Origin of the sequence: Microbacterium sp. CFBP9034, assembly GCF_034045255.1 — a bacterium.
Taxonomy (GTDB): domain Bacteria; phylum Actinomycetota; class Actinomycetes; order Actinomycetales; family Microbacteriaceae; genus Microbacterium.
Genome location: NZ_JAXCWC010000001.1, coordinates 873,274 through 889,374, shown reverse-complemented (window position 1 = coordinate 889,374; position 16,101 = coordinate 873,274). Strand labels below are relative to the sequence as shown.

Genomic DNA, 16,101 nt, shown 5'->3' with positions numbered 1-16,101 from the left:
AGCTTGGGCGGACCGGCATTGTTTCCGGTAACACCACGAGTCCGCAGATCGCCTCAGCGCGATCGCAAGATTGCGCGATGACGCACAACGAGTCTGCCGAGACGGCGACGTCCACGGCCCGGGGTTCCTCGCATCGCCGCAGTCGACGAAAGCGAGGAAGCAGAGCGTGAGAACGCGCACCAGATCCCGAGTCCTGGCCAGGGGCGGTGCGGTCGCGACCGCGATCGCCCTCGCCCTCACCGGAGCCGTCGCCCCGACGGCGGCCCACGCCGCCCTGAGCGCAGCACCCCTCATCCACTACACGTTCGACGCGCCGGCGGGCACGACGATCACCGACTCCAGCGGCAACGGACACAACGGAACGCTGCGCCAGAGCGGCGGCAGCGTCGCCGACGGCAGCCTCTCGCTGCCCGGCGGCGCGCGCGGCACGGCGGCGTATGTCGAGATCCCGTCCGCGCCGCTCGTCGGCAAGAAGGACCTCACCATCTCGACGTGGCTCACGCCGCGATCCGGCCCCGGGAACACCGCGGCGGCGTTCATCGGCGCACCCGTGGCATCGGGCGCCTCGTACTCCTCCGGCTACTGGCTGCTGAACCCCGCCAACCCCAGCGGGTACGTCAAGTCCGTCGTCACCAACTCCGTCAATGCGGGTGCACCGTGGGGCACGGAGGTCGGCCCGGGCGGGACGAACTCGGCGACGATCGGAGCACGGACCCCGGCAGGACTCAGCCTCTACACGACGGTCATCGACGGCACGACCGGTCAGCTGCGCGTCTACATCAACGGCGCCCGCATCACCCAGAATGCGATCGTCCGGGATGTCGCCTCCTTCGGCTCCAGCCTCGTGGCGAGCCTCGGCCGCTCCACCTACAACGACACCAGCTGGAACGGGCTCGTCGACGACTTCGCGGTCTACGGCCAGGCGCTGACCGACTCCGACGTCCAGTCGCTGTACAGCTCGCAGGCCCTCGACCGTGCCGTCGCCGCCGTCTCGGTCCCGCAGACCGCGACGACCGACTTCACCGTCCCGGTCACCAGCGCCGGGGTCGCGGTGGCGTGGGCGTCGGACAACCCGGCGATCGCTCTGAACGGCGGGGCGGCCGACGTCACCCGTCCGGCCGCCGGCACCGGTGACGCGAACGTGATCCTCACCGCCACCTTCACGGTGGGCGGGGAGACGCGGACGCAGACGTACGGTGTTCTCGTGCCCCAGGAGATCCCCGACTCCGAGAAGGTCGCGCAGGATCTCGCGGCCATCGAGATCCGGAACCTCGACAACATCCGCAGCAACTTCTCGGTGCCCGCCGCGGGAGCGCAGGGCTCCGCGATCGAGTGGACCATCACGGCCGGCGCCGCAGGCGCCTCCCTGCGGGACGGCGTGCGGACGGACTCCCGCACGGTCGAGGTGCAGCGTCCGGCTGCCGGCTCGGACGAGGTCGTCGTCGAGCTCACCGCCACGGCCACGAACGGCAGCGCCTCGGCGAGCCGCACGTTCTCCGCGCGGGTCCAGCCGATGCCGGGCGGCACCGACAAGACCGAGGCGTACTTCTGGACGTTCTTCACCGGCGAAGGCCAGGGCGCCGAGCGCGTCAGCATCGCCGCGTCGAAGGGCAACGACGCGCTGAGCTGGAACACCCTCAACGCCGGTCAGCCGATCTTCACGTCGACGGTCGGCACTCAGGGCCTGCGCGACCCGTTCATCATCCGCGCACCCGAGGGCGACCGGTTCTACATGATCGCCACCGACCTGAAGGTCGCGGGCCTCGCGGGCGGCTTCACCACAGCGCAGATCTCCGGGTCGAAGTACATCGAGGTGTGGGAGTCCGACGACCTCGTCACCTGGTCGGAGCAGCGGCACGTGAAGGTCTCGACCGACTTCGCGGGCAACACGTGGGCTCCCGAGGCCTACTGGGACGAGGAGCTCGACACGTTCGTCGTCTTCTGGGCGTCGAACCTCTACCCCACCCCCAACGCGGCCGACCGCACCGCGGTGACCTACAACCGGATGATGTACGCCACCACCGACGACTTCGTCACCTTCTCGGACGCGAAGATCTGGACCGACGTCCCGCGTGGGACCGGCCGGGGCATGATCGACTCGACCGTCGCGAAGGTGGACGGCGTCTACCACCGCTTCACCAAGGATGAGGCGAGCATGACGATCCGTCACGAGAAGTCGACGAACCTGCTCGCGACCATCACCGGCAGCCTCCCCGGCACCACCGGACCCGCAGACCAGTGGACGCTCGTCAAGGAGCGGGTCGCCAGCGGTCTGCCCAACGGCGAGCCCGGCGGCACGTACTCGAGCGGTGAGGGCGCGAACATCTTCGCGGCCAACGAGGGCGATGTGAACGGCCTCGACTGGTTCCTCTTCATCGACCAGCCGGACTACCACGGCGGTCCGAACCACTATGTGCCGTTCGGGACCGACAACCTGAACGACGGCAACGCCTGGCAGCCGCTGGGTGCCAAGCTCCGTCAAGGTCTGCCCCAGAACGCCGACGGCGGCAAGCCGCGTCACGGCACGGTGATCCCGGTCACCCGCGCCGAGTACCAGAAGGTGCTCGAAGCGTACGCGCCGAACATCGCGGTCGCCTCGGTCGCCGCGATCGACGTCACGACGACCGCCGGGGTCGCCCCCGGCCTGCCGCAGGCGCACCTGACCAAGGCCGACGGCTCGCAGCAGACCGTCGACGTGGTGTGGGAGGACGTGGCGGCGTCCGACTACGCCGGCCCGGGCACCTTCACGGTGTCGGGCATCGCGCAGGACGACTCGCGCATGCCGGTCGAGGCGACGGTGACCGTCGAAGCCGCGATCGACGTGGACGTGACGGCCGAGTCGCGCTGCGTCGCCGGCAAGGTCGTGCTCACCGTGAAGATCGCGAACGGCGGAACGGATGCCGCGGCGGTCGACGTGTCGACGACGTACGGCGCGAAGACCGCGACCGTGGCGGCCGGCAAGTCGGCGTCGTACGCCTTCACCACTCGTCTGGTCTCCATGCCGGTCGGCGAGGTGAGCGTGGACGTCACGCAGGGCGAGGGCACCGGAACGGTGACCGCGTCCTACACGCCGCGCAGCTGCGGCTGACCGAGCGGATGCCGCGGGCCTGAGCACGCGCCCGACCGAGGCCCCGGTGGATCCGTCCGCCGGGGCCTCGGTCGTCTCATCCGGGTGCAGATGGCCGTGGCCGCGGCTTCCCGTGGCACGCTGGAGGGGTGACGAGGATCGCGGGCGCCGAGGACGAGGTCGGACGCCGATCGGGCGCCATCGGCACGCTGCGGGCGCGGATGCTGACGGCGCTGTCGGGCGATCCGGCGGGGACTCCGCCGTGGGTGCGCGAGCTCGCCGAGGGCGACGACACCGGGTGGTTCCCCGAGGACGGCGCCGCGTGGACGGTGCACGGCGGCATGGGGACGATGGTCGCCGGGATCCGCGCGCTGCTGCTCCAGGCACTGCACCCCGGAGCGCTCGCCGGAGTGCACGACTGGTCGCGCTATCGCGAGGACCCCATCAGCAGGCTCACCGGCACGGTGCGGTGGGTCATCTGCCTGACCTACGGCTCGCGGGCGCAGGCTCAGCGCGAGACCGAGCGGGTGAGCCGGTTCCACCGGCGTGTGGCCGGGACGTACCGCTCGGCCGCGGGCGAGGAGCGCGCCTACTCCGCCGGCGACGCCGAACTCGTCGAGTGGGTGCACCTGGCGTTCACCGATGCCTTCCTCACCTGCCACCAGACATGGGGCGCGCCGATCCCCGGCGGTGCCGACGCGTACGTGGCGGAATGGGCGACCGCCGGCCGGCTCATGCATGCGGCGGATCCCCCGCGGACGGCGGCCGAGCTGCGTGCCCGCATCGACGGGTATCTCGACCGCGGCGTGCTGCACCGGGACGAACGCGTGGACGACGTGGTGCGCTTCCTCCGGCGCCCGCCGTTCCCCGGTCAGCTCTCGCTGTCGCTCGCGTACCGCGTGCTCTTCGCGAGCGCGGTCGCCACCATCCCGCCCCGCTACCGGCGGCTCCTGGGCGTCCGGCGCACCCCGCTGCCGGTGGTGACGGTCACCCGCGTCGTGCTCGCGGTCGCGGCGCGCGCGCTGGGATCGGGGCCGCGCGCCCAGGACTTCGCACGCCGCCGATTGCGCCGCCTCGAGGCATCCGACTCCTGACGGCGGCCTTCAGCGCCGGCCTGACATGACGGACGCCCCGCGGTCCGCAGACCGCGGGGCGTCCGTCGTGTGCTCTCAGCCGCAGCTGAACGCCGGGTACGAGACGCTTCCCGCGTACTCGAGGCCGTCCGCCGACGACCCGGCCACCGTCACCTGCCCGGTCGCGACCCCCACCGTGCGCGCCGTGAAGCTCGCCGAGGAGGTGCCGCCGGCCTTCACCGAGGCGAAGGTCTTCGACCCGTAGGCGGTGGTGACCTGCACCTCGGCCGCGACGTCGTCGGCGTTGCGCACCGACACGACGAGCACGACCTTGCCCGCCACGCAGCGCTGGCTCACGACCGGCTGGAGATCGAGCGTCTCGCCCACGAGCGTCGGGAGCTCGACCGTGAGGTGCTCCTCCACATTGCCCGCGGCATCCTGAGCCTGCACGTGCACGTAGCGCGGAGCCTCGGTCAGCTGCACCGAGAAGGGCTCCTCGTACGTGGCGTACATGTTGTTCGTCTCGCCGGTCGGCGAGCTGTCGGGCCCGTCCGACCACACCGTGCGCGTGACGCCCGACCCGGGCTCCTCGTCCGACGGGGTCAGCGTGACCGTGGCCGACGAGCCGTCCACGACGATCCAGTCGATTCCGGTCGTCGGGGCGATCGTGTCGACCTTGATGGACTCGGATGCCTCGCCCACGGCGTCGTCCTCGCTCGTGGCACGGGCGCTGACGGTGACGTCGCCCTGCGCCGAGACGGCGAACGGCTCGGTGTACGGGGTCCACGTCTCACCGTCGAGGCTGTACTCGATCGCCGCGATCGGACTGGCGGTCTCCTCGGCGGTGACGGTCACCGTCGGCGCGGTCGTGTACCACCCGCTGCCCTGCGGTGCGGCGCTGAACTCGATCGAGACGATCGGCTCGGCCTGGCTGAGCGGCTCCACCACGAACACCGTGGCGGTCGCGCCCGACGCGTAGCCGGCCACGGTGCCCGCGACGTCGAAGATCGCATCGGCCTCGGCATAGGCCGAGGGATCGATCGCGGCCCACTCGACCGGGACCGAGCTGCTGGCCGTGCCGTCGTCGTAGGTCCCGACCACGCTCCGGGGCAGCACGGGTGCGACGCCCGGTGTCGTGATCGTCGCGGCGTATTCGACGCTCTCGATGACATCCGAGAGCGTGCCGGCGACGTACACGGTGGCGGCGACGGACTGGCCGTCGTAGCCCTCCGGATCACCCAGCACTTCGAAGCTCCCGGCAGCGGCATAGCCGGCGGCCGCCATGGGAGCCCACTCCACGTCGACATAGGTGAGGGGTCCGTCCTCGCCGATCACCCAGACCTGCTCGGGCAGTTGGGGAGCCGTTCCCGTGACCGTGCGGACCGCGACGGGCTCGGACTCGAGGAACGCATTCGGATCCTCGGGTTCCGGCTCCTCGATCGGCGCGTTCACGCCCCAGACCTCCCACTCGATGACGCTCGTCGCCTTGCGCTGGCCGGAGAACAGCACGCGGTCGAGCACGAGCCGTACGCCCGTGGTGGTCACCGCCGTGAAGTTCGCGGTGACGACCGGCTGCGACGTGACGGGCGCCGTCGTGCTCAGCACCGGCAGCGGATAGGAGAGGCTCGGGCCGGTGACCGGCGTCCACTCCCCCGTGCTGCTGCGGTACTCGATCTTCCAGGCCGCCGGGATCATGACGCCGGAGTCGCCCCCGGGGGTCAGGTGGTTCTGCCACAGGAAGAGCTTCGACGAGCTCACGGTGACCGGCCGCTCCCACGTGTAGGTGGCGATGTCCTGCGTCGGACTGCCCGGCGCGCCCCAGGTGCCCCACATCGCCGACAGCGTGTTGGTGGGAGCCGAGGCGCCGTTGTTGAGCGCGGCCGACGAGTTCCATCCCGGAACGTAGCTCACCTCGACCGTCGGTGCGTTCTCGCCGGCCGCGAGCGCGACGTTGATCGGCTCGTCGGCGGCGGTCGCCGGCATGGCCATGGCCCCCGCTCCGACCAGCGCGAGCGAGACCGCCATCGCGAGCGCGATCCTCCTCCTCACACCGGTCCTGCCCGAGCGAAGCGTGTGCATGGAGTTCCTCTCCGTCGTGTTCGACATGTCAGTTGGTCGCATCGATCGGCGCCCGGCCAGCGGCCAGCAGGATCTTCTGGCGATTGCGCGCCGTCAGCAGACCGTCGGCCACGTACGAGCCGGTGACCTCGCCCACCGCGTCGAGGAACGCCGAGCGGTCGGCGAACGGCGCCTGCGCCCACACGTCGTCCAGCAGCGTCGACCCCGTCCGCCGTGGATTGGCGACGCCGGAGTCGCGGCCCGCGAACGTCACCGTCGGCTCTGTGCGCTGGAAGTACATGTGGTACGCGACATCCCGGCCGTTGTAGGCGGGCTCGTAGCTGAGGCTGCCGATGGTGAAGACGTTGGCGGCCGTCTTCGCGATGCCCCGGCTCACGTTGCCGGCGAGATCGAGCCGGTCGGCGAGCGACACCTTCAGGTAGCTCGAGGACGAGCTCGTGGCGGTGAGCACGACAGGTCCGTACATCAGCGTCTGGATGTCGGCGCGATCCACCGCGGGCTCGATCCGCACCGCCAGCGGGATCCGCACCGTGATGGTGTCGCCCGCCGCCCAGGAGCGCGCGATCGTGGCGTACGAGCCCGGCTCGATGTCCACGCCCGCGGGCGCGCCGTTGACCTCGATCTCGACGCCCGACGACCAGGACGGGATCCGCAGATGCACGGTAAGGGGGCCGGACGGCGCCGCCTTGACCGTGAGGGTCGAGGTCTCCCCCTCGGGATAGGACGAGACCTGCTGGAGCTCCAGCCCCGTCTCGTCCCACGTGAGGGTGGAGGCGAGGTAGAGGTTGACGTACAGCTCCGAGTCGTCGGCGGAGCGGAAGTAGATGCCCTCCTGGTACTTCACATGGCTCTCGAGTCCCGTGCCGCCGCAGCAGGTGCCGATGTTGCCGTTGCCGTACTCCTTTCGAGCCCCCGGGTGCACCGGGAACATGTACAGGTTCTCCGGCCCGCTGGTCGACTCGGCGTTTCGGCGCCCGCCCAGGATGTGGTTGAGCACCGTGCGCTCGTAGTAGTCCATGTACTTGGGATCCTGCTCGTTGAAGAACAGGCAGCTGGCGACCTTGAGCATGTTGTACGCCGCGCACGATTCGGCGTTGCGGGGTCCGATGTCGCCGGCCACGGCGCCGGCCGGGCCCCACAGCTCGCCCTCGCCCGTGCCGCCGTGCGCGTACGTGCGGCCCGGGACCACCATGTCGAAGAAGCCCTTGGTGGCGTCGAGGAAGTGGCCGTCGCCGGTCTCGGCGGCGAGCTTGACGTAGCCCGGGAACTGCGGGATGTGCTGATTCGCGTGCTTGCCGTTGAGCGTGTCGGTCCCGGCGGCGCAGGCGTCGACCAGCGTGTGCAGGGTGAACAGCTTCGCCGCGTCGAGGAACTCGCTCTTCTGCGGGTCGGCCGAGCGCCAGTACAGCTCGACGAGCACTTCGTTCATGCCGCCGTACTCCCCGGCGATGTAGGAGCCCCACATCCGGGCCAGCTGTGCCGGCGTGCACTGGGAGAGCCGGCTGAACACCCAGTGGCCGATCCCCTCGGCGAGCGCGAGCGCCTGGTCGCTGCCCGCGAGGGCGTGCGCATCGAGGAGCCCGGCGAGGATCTTGTGCAGCGTGTAGTACGGCGCCCAGATCTCGCCGTAGGGCGCGAACTCCTCGAGGGCCGAGAACTGCCATTCGCCGTACGCCGAGAGGAATCCGGGGTGCGAGTAGCGCGGTGCGGCGTCGAACTCCTGCGCGGCGAGGGCCGCGCGGCACTCCTCGAGACCGGCCACGATGGCGTTCACCTTGTTGAGCAGCGCGAGCTCACCCGTGGACGCGTAGGCCATCGAGATGCCGCTCAGGAAGTGCCCGCCGTAGTGACCGCGCAGCAGCCCGCCGGCGCCGGCGGCGTTCTGGCCGCGCGTGTACTCGCGCGCGCCCCAGCGCTGCGCGTCGGGGTTGGGCCCGTACTCCTCCCACCCGCCGGGCGGCGTCGCGCCCTTGGTGTCGAGGCCGGCGTTGCGCCGGAACACGGCGAGGATCTTGTCGACCGAGTAGGCCCGGTAGAGCACCAGGTGCTGGTTGAGGGCCCGGGTGAACACGCTCTGACCGAGGACGACCGACGTGAGGGGGAAGGGCCGGACGCTCCAGGCATCGGGGTAGACGAGGGTCTGGCCGGCGCGGACGACCTGGGCCGAGCGGGCGATGCCGGCGGCGCGGAAGGCGGCGGCGCTCGGGCCCGCCGCAGGGGCGGCGGCGCGCGCCTGGGTGGGGTCGAGGAGGGCGACGGCGGCGGCCATGCCGGCGAGCGCGATCCCCCCTCCGACGACGACGTTGCGTCGCGAGATGCCTGATTCGGTCTCAGGAGTCATCGTGATTCCTTTCTCTGGGGCGGGAAGCGGCCGGTGGCCGGTCCCTGAGGGCGGGCGATGCGCGTCTGCGACGGAGGCGGCGCCGGAGTTCCGGCGCCGCCTCCGTCCGTCAGGTCAGCCGCAGCTCGCCGCGGAGTACGGCGCTTCCACCGTCCTGGTGGCCCCGCCGGGAGCGGTGGCCTTGACCGTCACCTCTCCGGCGGTGACGCCGAGGCTTCGCGTCGTGAAGCTGTGGCTCACCGCCTTGCCGGGCAGCACGGCCGCGATCTGCTTGGTCCCGAACGCGGACGTGATCTCGAGCGCGAGCGGCTCGTCGTCTTCGTTCACGGCGCGGACCACCACGACGACCTTGCCGGCGACGCAGCGGGTGGTGGCGGTGGCCGAGACCGCCGGGCCCACCGGGACGCCGTCGCCGACCGTGAGCGTCAACGTCGTCGACGTCGTTCCCGCGGTGCTCACGTACGACGGGAGCACCAGCTCGCCTCGGATCGTGTACACCCCGGGCTCGTCGACCAGCGACTCGTCGTAGTCCCACTCGACGCCGATCGCGCGGTTGTCCCGCGAACCGTCGTTGTACGAGACCTGCACGCGCTCGGGGAGCCAGGGCTGCTCGCCGACCTCGACGGTCTGCTCGAACTGCTCGGCACCCTGGATCGAGATCCCGCCCTGCGAGTTCTCGGGCCGCACGTAGATCTGCGCCTGGGCGATGAGGCCGTTGGTGGTGTTCGTCCCGTAGACGACGAACGGCTCCACGTTGGTCTCGGCGACCTGCTCGGCCGTGATCGGCTGCCACGTGAACGGCACCGACCCTCGATGCCCGCTGGTGTAGACCACGTCCAGCTCGGCGGGCAGCTCGGGGATCTCCCCCACGACCGTCCGCATGATGACGGGAGCGTCCACCGAAGCGACCGTCTCACCGTTGACCCGCCAGCGGAGGACACCGGTCCCGGCGCCGGCGCCCTGGACGCCCGTGATGCGGATGCGGAGCTGGCTCGTCTCGACCGGCTCGAAGTCGAGTCGGTTGTAGGCGTTGCGCACGAGTGCACCGGCGTACGTCGACGTTCCCGTCAGCTCGACCGGAGTCCAGGTCGTGCCGTCGTTGGAGCGCTCGATGACGTAGGTGTCCGGACGCGGCATCCGCGTTCCGCCGTTGTCGTCGTACCAGTAGATCTCGGTCGACTGGAGACGCACGGCCGAGGGCCACTGGTAGCGGATCCACGCGGCCGTCGCGGGCGACGTGCCGTTGGCCGGCTGGCCCCAGTTGCCCCACCCGTTGCCGGCACCCGGTGCCGAGCTCGTGGGCGTGGTCGCCTCGTTCACCCTGCTGTGGTTCTCCCACGACGAGGTGCCGCTGGTCGTGATCGTCCCGACCGAGCCGAACTCCGCCGACGTGGGCTTCTCGGCCAGCGTGACCTCCACGTTCCGCTGGGTGGTGAGAGCGCCGTCGGATGCCGTGAGCCGCAGGACGTAGGCGCCTGCCGCCGTGCCGGTCACCGTCGTGGTGAGCTTCGCCGGGTCGCTGAAGATGACGCCGGCGCCCTCGGGGGCCGACACCGTCGACCATCCGACGGTCAGCTGTCCGGACTCCGGGATGCCGTCGTCCGTCGCCGTTCCGACGAGCGTCGTCGACAGGTTGCCGTCGCGCGATCGATCGGCCGACGCCGACACCACGGGCGGGTCGTTGACCACCGCGGGGACGTCGCGACCGGAGTCGAACACCTGGATCTCCGAGATCGCGGTGAACTTCGAGGGGCTGTTGACGAACGCCACCCGCACCTTGCTCGCAGTCACCGGCTCGAACAGCGCTTCGTTGAACTTCGCCTGCACGATCTTGGGCGATTTGAACGTGTCGGGCACGGTGACCCAGGTCCCCGAGCCGTCCTGCACCTGGATCGAGTAGCGCTGCGGCTGGCTGTAGCCGCCGGCCTGCCGGTCGCTCACGAACCACACCTTCAGGTTGTCGAACGTCTTCGGAGCCCCGAAGTCGAGTTCGACGTAGCCGTTGGCATCCGTCGTGCCGAAGTTGCCCCAGAAGGGCTCGTTCACGGTGACACCGTCGGTCACGGCCGCGAGCGACACCGGTCGCTCGGTCTCGGCGATCGCACCGGGGGTGTAGTTCATCGAACCGGTCGAGTACCCCGGCGTGTGGAAGTTGCGCCACGGCGTGGGCCGGGCTCCCACCTGGGTGAACGACGACGTCAGCGTGGCGTCGGCCGCGAGGTTGGGCGCGTCCTCTCCCAAGTCGATGCCGGCGGTCTTGAGGTATTCGACGACACGGTCATCCTCGATCGGCGTGCCGGCCGCGGTCGGCAGGTCGGCACCCTCGTCGGAGACGATCGCGACGCCGAGTCCGGCATCCGATTCGACGATCTCGTTCGCCGCCGGGTCGTAGACGAAGCGGCCCAGCGCGTCGGCCGAGGCCTTGCGCTCGCCGTCGATGAACAGGCTGTAGCCCTGACCGAGGTCGTAGTGCGAGCCGTCCTCGTCCCACACCACCGTGACGTCATGACCGTGGTACCGCAGGTTGTTGACCATGAAGTGGTCGTACCCGAGGTCGATGGGCCACAGCTCGATCTTGTCGTCCGATCGGGGCTGGATGCCGCCCATGTCCTCCACGTAGATGTAGTTCATGTTGCCGAGCATCACGTGGTTCGGGTTGTTGCGGTTGAAGGTCTTCGCCGTCGCGTTCCAGTTGGAGTAGTACTCCGCCTGGTTCGCCACCCGTGCGTCGCCGCCCGGGTAGATGCTCCACGCCATCCAGTCGAGCAGCCGCGCGGCGTACTCCGGGGTGATGTACTTGCCCGCGGGGTCGTAGTGGCGCAGCGCCTCTCGCACGGCCCGGTACTGCACCGTGAAGTTGATGTTCGAGAAGTTGTTCGAACCGCCGATCCCGAACTTGGCGCGGTCGTACTGGTTGGCCGTGTAGAAGGGGAAGATCGGGAAGTTGTCGCCGTACCGGAGGAACCGGAGCCCGTCGACGTAGTCCCCGGCGTCCTCCGTGGGGATGAGACCCTCCGCGTAGATGTCGAAGAGGTTCGACTCCTTCGCCGGGATCAGGTCGCGCTCGGCGGCGCTCAGCGGGTTCGTGCCGCTCCCCGACGACGGGGCCGACTCGGCGCCGTGTGAGGTCCCTGCGAGGAACGTGCGCATCTCGTCGCTCCAGAGTCGGCCGAGGATGGCGTCGCGGATCTCATCCGCGGTGTCTCCCATCTCGGTGACCTTGGCGGCGTCGGCTCCGGCGATCTCGTAGAGCTGGCGGGCTGCGTCGAACGCACCCCACACGTACGCCGACTCCGGCCGCTCGATCGTGCGCGCACCGGGTGCGCCGGCGTTGACGCGCGGGTACCCGAACGTGATGGCGTCGGAGTCGTTTCCGGGCATGTAGTTCGTGTCGTACGCGATGAGCTTGTCGTCGTTGCCGTCGTAGTGCTCCAGCTGGCCGACGCCGTCGCCCTCGAAGTAGTGGGCGAAGCGCTCGGCGATCTCGGCGCCGCCGCCGTGGACGTTGTACGCCTCGAGACCGGCTGTGCCCAGGTACTGCGAGTAGTGGTTGTTCCAGCTGGTGTGGCCGGGGCTGTCGAGGAACGCGGACGAGCCGGAGAGCTCGCCGATGTTGAGGATCTGGCCGTACGGCAGGTACGGGGTGCGGATCCACTTGGTGTCCTGCAGGTGCATCGGCTGCGTGAGGGCCACCGAGTTCTGGTACAGGTTCACGCCCTCGATGGTCGTCGGGTACTGGTAGACGTAGCCGGGCTCGTTGGTGTCGAGCACGTTGTAGCGCTCGCCCCACCAGCGGTAGACGATGGCCTTCTCGATCGCCTCGTTCGGCACGTCGATGTACGGGATGTCCTCGGCCCAGCGACGGTTGAAGTCGGTCACGCCCTTCGCGAAGGCGGCCGCCGGCTCGAGGTCGGCGTAGGTTTGCAGCTCTTCCCGACCGGCGGGCATCGCGTCGTTGTAGAGCGACCCGACGACCGAGATCTCGACCGATCCTCCGGCCGGCACGGTGATGACGCGATCGAGGTTGGCGCCGCTGCGCTCGAAGCCCTCGGCCTTGATGCCGACCCGCACCGTCGACCACGGAGTGTCGACGAGACCGTTGTTCGCACCGCTCGTGAGGGTGCGCGAGCCCACGAGCTCGTTGTTCGCGTCGCCGGCGCCGGTCGCCAGCGGGGAGGCGGCCCGCACGGTGAAGGTCTGTGCGGCGGCTCCCGGGTTCTGGAACGTGATGGCGGTGACCGCCGTGTTGTCGTGCGTGACGAACTTGCGCTGATCGGCGACGACTCCGGTCGTGCCGATCGTGTAGCGGGACTTCGCGTGGCTGGGAGCGTTGAAGCGCTGCGCGCCGACCTCCGCGACCGTCTGTCCGGGCACGGCGACCGTGTAGAAGTTGCCGAGGCTGTTGGGGCCGCCGGCGAACGCCGAGCCCGCGAAGCCCATGACCCCCCAGTTGCTGCCGCCGCGCATGTAGAGCGAGCGCCCGCGGGTCTGCAGCACGGTGTTGTTGGCCGTTCCGGTGACGCCGAGGACCCTGTCGAGGTAGTAGTCGGTGCCGCCGGCGGCGAGGTCCTTGTCGAAGATGCGGCCGTGCATGCTGCTCGCGGTCCAGTCGACCCCGGGGGCCAGCTTCTGCGCGACTTCCGCGACGTTCAGATAGGTCGGGTCGCCGATGTCCATCGAGTCCGTCTGGCCGTTGGTGTACACACCGACGTCGGACTCGTTCCCGGGCACGACGTCCGCCGAAGCGGCTGTCGGCGCGAGGGCCAGCGTTGCCGCCGTGAGCGCGAGTATGGCTGCGCCGGCGACGGGTTTTCTCCAGGTGTCAGGCGACATCGCCCGTCCTCTCCATCGGGAAATCGGATGACTCGTCCTCGCACCGACATGAGGAGTCGCGCCAAGGCGAGTCGGGCACAGTAAAGCAGGGCGGAATTGCTTAACGCAATGGTTTTCGAGGTTTTCGACGAAAGAAGGGTTACCGGTATCACTTCCGCCCGAAAAGGATTGTGGGGCAAGCTGGGATCATGCGCATCGCTCTCACCGGCTCGACCGGAAAGCTCGGAACCGTCGTCGCCCGCGAGCTCCGCGGGGCCGGCTACGACGTCGTCGGCATGGACCTCGTCGGACCCCGGGGGCCGTCCTTCATCCAGGTCGATCTCACGGACTACGGCCAGGTGATCGATGCCTTCGGAGGGGTCGGCGACCGCCACGACGGCATCGACGCGGTCGTGCATCTCGGCGCGATCCCGGCACCCGGCATCCGCAGCGACATCGCGACGTTCCACAACAACATGGCCGCCACCTTCAACGTCTTCTGGGCGGCGGTGAGGCTCGGCATCCTTCGCATCGTCTACGCCTCGAGCGAGACGGTGCTCGGACTGCCCTTCGACGTGCCGCCGCCCTACATCCCGGTCGACGAGGCCTACCCCCCGAGGCCCGAGTCGGTGTACTCGCTGGTGAAGACCCTCGAGGAGCGGCTGGCCGTCGAACTGGTGCGGTGGCACCCCGATCTGTCGATCACCGGGCTGCGCTTCTCGAACGTGATGGACCCGGAGGACTACGCGGAGTTCCCGTCGTTCGACGCCGACGCGCTCCAGCGGAAGTGGAACCTGTGGGGCTACATCGATGCCCGCGACGGCGCCCAGGCGGTGCAGCGCGCGCTCGAGGTCGCCCCGGCCGGGTTCGATCAGTTCATCATCGCCGCCGCCGACACGGTGATGTCGCGACCGAACGCCGAGCTCATCGCCGAGGTGTTCCCCGACGTCCCCGTGACCGGCGAGATCGGCGAGCACGAGACCCTGCTCTCGATCCACAAGGCACGGCGCCTCCTCGGCTATGCCCCGCGGCATTCGTGGCGCGACCACGTGGGGTGACCGCCCCCGGCGCCGGCCCGCTCCGAGCGTCGTAGGCTCGAAGCGGACCTCGGCCTCGGGAGGTGCATGATGACCGAAGATCCGCGGGTGACCGCCGCCCGCTACCGCCAGGAGAAGCTCGAGCCGCCCGTGACGGGCGAGGGACCAGCGGATGCCGCGGCCGAGAGCCCGCCGCCCGCACGGCAGAGCGAGGCCGACCGGGCGGCCTACGTCGAGACGGCCATCCAGCAGGCCATCCGCCGGGGCGACTTCGACGATCTCCCGGGCGCCGGCAAGCCGATTCCCGGCCTGGGCGCGACCCACGATCCGGACTGGTGGATCCGCCGCAAGATCGAGCGCGAGCAGCTCAGCGGGCTCGGTCCGCCGGCCCTCACGCTGCGCACCGAGTCCGCGGGGCTTGCGGAGCGACTCGATGCGCTTGCGCGCGAGGCCGACGTGCGCGAGGCGCTCGAGGACTTCAACCGCCGGGTCGTCGAGGCGCGACGTCAGCTCCTGGGCGGTCCGCCGGTCGTCACCGCGACCCGCGACGTCGAGGCGGAGGTGGCGGCGTGGCATCGGCGCGCCGAGGAGCGCAAGCGTGCGCACGACGTGACGGATGCCGCTCCCGACCAGCGCCCGTGGTGGCGGCGACGGCGCTGAGCCCGGTCAGCGCCGAGCGATCGTGGATCCTCGGATGACGAGACGCACCGGCGAGTGGTGCTCCCCGCTGCCGATGTCGACGCCGTCGATCGCATCGAACACGCGCTGTGCGGCCAGGCGGCCCAGCACCTGCAGGTTCGCGTCGATGCTCGTCAGCTCGGGGCGGGAGTTGGTCGAGAGAACCTCCCAGTTGTCGTAGCCGATGACGGCGAGGTCGTCGGGCACGCTCCGCCCGAGGTCGCGCGCGGTGTCGAGCGCACCGCGGGCGATCTGGTCCGAGCCGCAGAAGATCGCGTCGACGTCCGGATGCCGCTGCAGCAGGATGGCCGCGGCATCCCTCCCCCAGTGCTCGGTCCACTCGGAGAACATGGGGTCTCCGACGAGGGAGAGGCCGGCGGCCTCGAGGCCCGCCCGGGCGCCGGCGAGGCGGTCCTGCGCGGCGGCGTAGGACGGGTCGCCGGTGATGTGGGCGATGCGCGTGCGGCCGCACGCGAGAAGGTGCTCGACCGCGAGCCGGCCTCCGGCGTAGTTGTCGGGGGTCAGCGACAGGTCGCGCGGATCGTCGGAGGGCGCATAGGCGTAGACGACAGGCACGGGAAGGTCCTGGCCCAGCGACGGTCGCGGGTCGGTCGCGCGGCCGACCACGATGATGCCGTCGACCCGCCGGCTGAGGAGTGCCTTCAGATGGTGCTGCTCGCGGATGGCGTCGCCCCGGGCATCGCAGAGGAAGACGTTGATCTGACCGGCGCCGAAAGCGTCTTCGGCGCCCATCAGGATCGGGATCATGAACCGGCCCTCGAGGTCGCTCGTGAGCAGACCGACCGTGCCGGTACGACCGGCGAGGAGGCCCTTCGCCATGGCGTTCGGGGTGAAGGAGAGTTCGTCCGCCGCGCGGAGCACCCGCTCCCGGGTGGCGACCGCCACGTCATCGCGATTGTTGATGGCTTTCGACGCGGTCGCGATGGAGACGCCGGCCAGTCGGGCCACGTCGCTCAGTGTCGCCGCGCGCGACCCGATCTCGTTCGATGTCAC

At 70.2% G+C, this 16,101-nt stretch carries 8 protein-coding genes; 4 read left to right on the top strand and 4 right to left on the bottom strand.

Annotated elements, in window-relative coordinates:
* Positions 1–166 precede the first annotated feature (166 nt).
* Together SOM19_RS03850 and SOM19_RS03845 are read left to right on the top strand one after the other, a co-directional pair.
* Complete coding sequence (locus SOM19_RS03850; protein WP_320485231.1) at positions 167–3,088, top strand: immunoglobulin-like domain-containing protein; 2,922 nt, start codon at positions 167–169, stop codon at positions 3,086–3,088.
* Between the two features lie 200 nt (positions 3,089–3,288).
* Positions 3,289–4,161: an oxygenase MpaB family protein gene (locus tag SOM19_RS03845; protein WP_320486656.1), complete on the top strand. Its 873-nt coding sequence runs from the start codon at positions 3,289–3,291 to the stop codon at positions 4,159–4,161.
* 75 nt (positions 4,162–4,236) lie between these two features.
* Here SOM19_RS03845 and SOM19_RS03840 read toward each other — a convergent pair whose 3' ends face one another.
* From SOM19_RS03840 to SOM19_RS03830, 3 genes are all read right to left on the bottom strand, one after another.
* Positions 4,237–6,219, bottom strand: a complete 1,983-nt coding sequence (locus SOM19_RS03840; protein WP_320485230.1) for an OmpL47-type beta-barrel domain-containing protein — start codon at positions 6,217–6,219, stop codon at positions 4,237–4,239.
* A 28-nt stretch (positions 6,220–6,247) separates the two neighbouring features.
* Complete coding sequence (locus SOM19_RS03835) at positions 6,248–8,560, bottom strand: glycoside hydrolase family 127 protein (RefSeq protein WP_320485229.1); 2,313 nt, start codon at positions 8,558–8,560, stop codon at positions 6,248–6,250.
* 114 nt (positions 8,561–8,674) lie between these two features.
* Positions 8,675–13,393 carry an Ig-like domain-containing protein gene (locus tag SOM19_RS03830; RefSeq protein WP_320485228.1) on the bottom strand — a complete coding sequence of 1,573 codons (4,719 nt, stop codon included), beginning with the start codon at positions 13,391–13,393 and terminating at the stop codon, positions 8,675–8,677.
* Between the two features lie 188 nt (positions 13,394–13,581).
* Between SOM19_RS03830 and SOM19_RS03825 the strand changes: the two genes are divergently transcribed.
* A complete protein-coding gene (locus SOM19_RS03825; RefSeq protein WP_320485227.1) occupies positions 13,582–14,430 on the top strand; it encodes an NAD-dependent epimerase/dehydratase family protein in 849 nt (282 codons plus the stop codon).
* Between the two features lie 69 nt (positions 14,431–14,499).
* Positions 14,500–15,069, top strand: a complete 570-nt coding sequence (locus SOM19_RS03820) for a DnaJ family domain-containing protein (RefSeq protein ID WP_320485226.1) — start codon at positions 14,500–14,502, stop codon at positions 15,067–15,069.
* A 6-nt stretch (positions 15,070–15,075) separates the two neighbouring features.
* Here the strand turns inward: SOM19_RS03820 and SOM19_RS03815 are convergent, their stop codons facing one another.
* Positions 15,076–16,101 carry a LacI family DNA-binding transcriptional regulator gene (locus tag SOM19_RS03815; protein WP_320485225.1) on the bottom strand — a complete coding sequence of 342 codons (1,026 nt, stop codon included), beginning with the start codon at positions 16,099–16,101 and terminating at the stop codon, positions 15,076–15,078.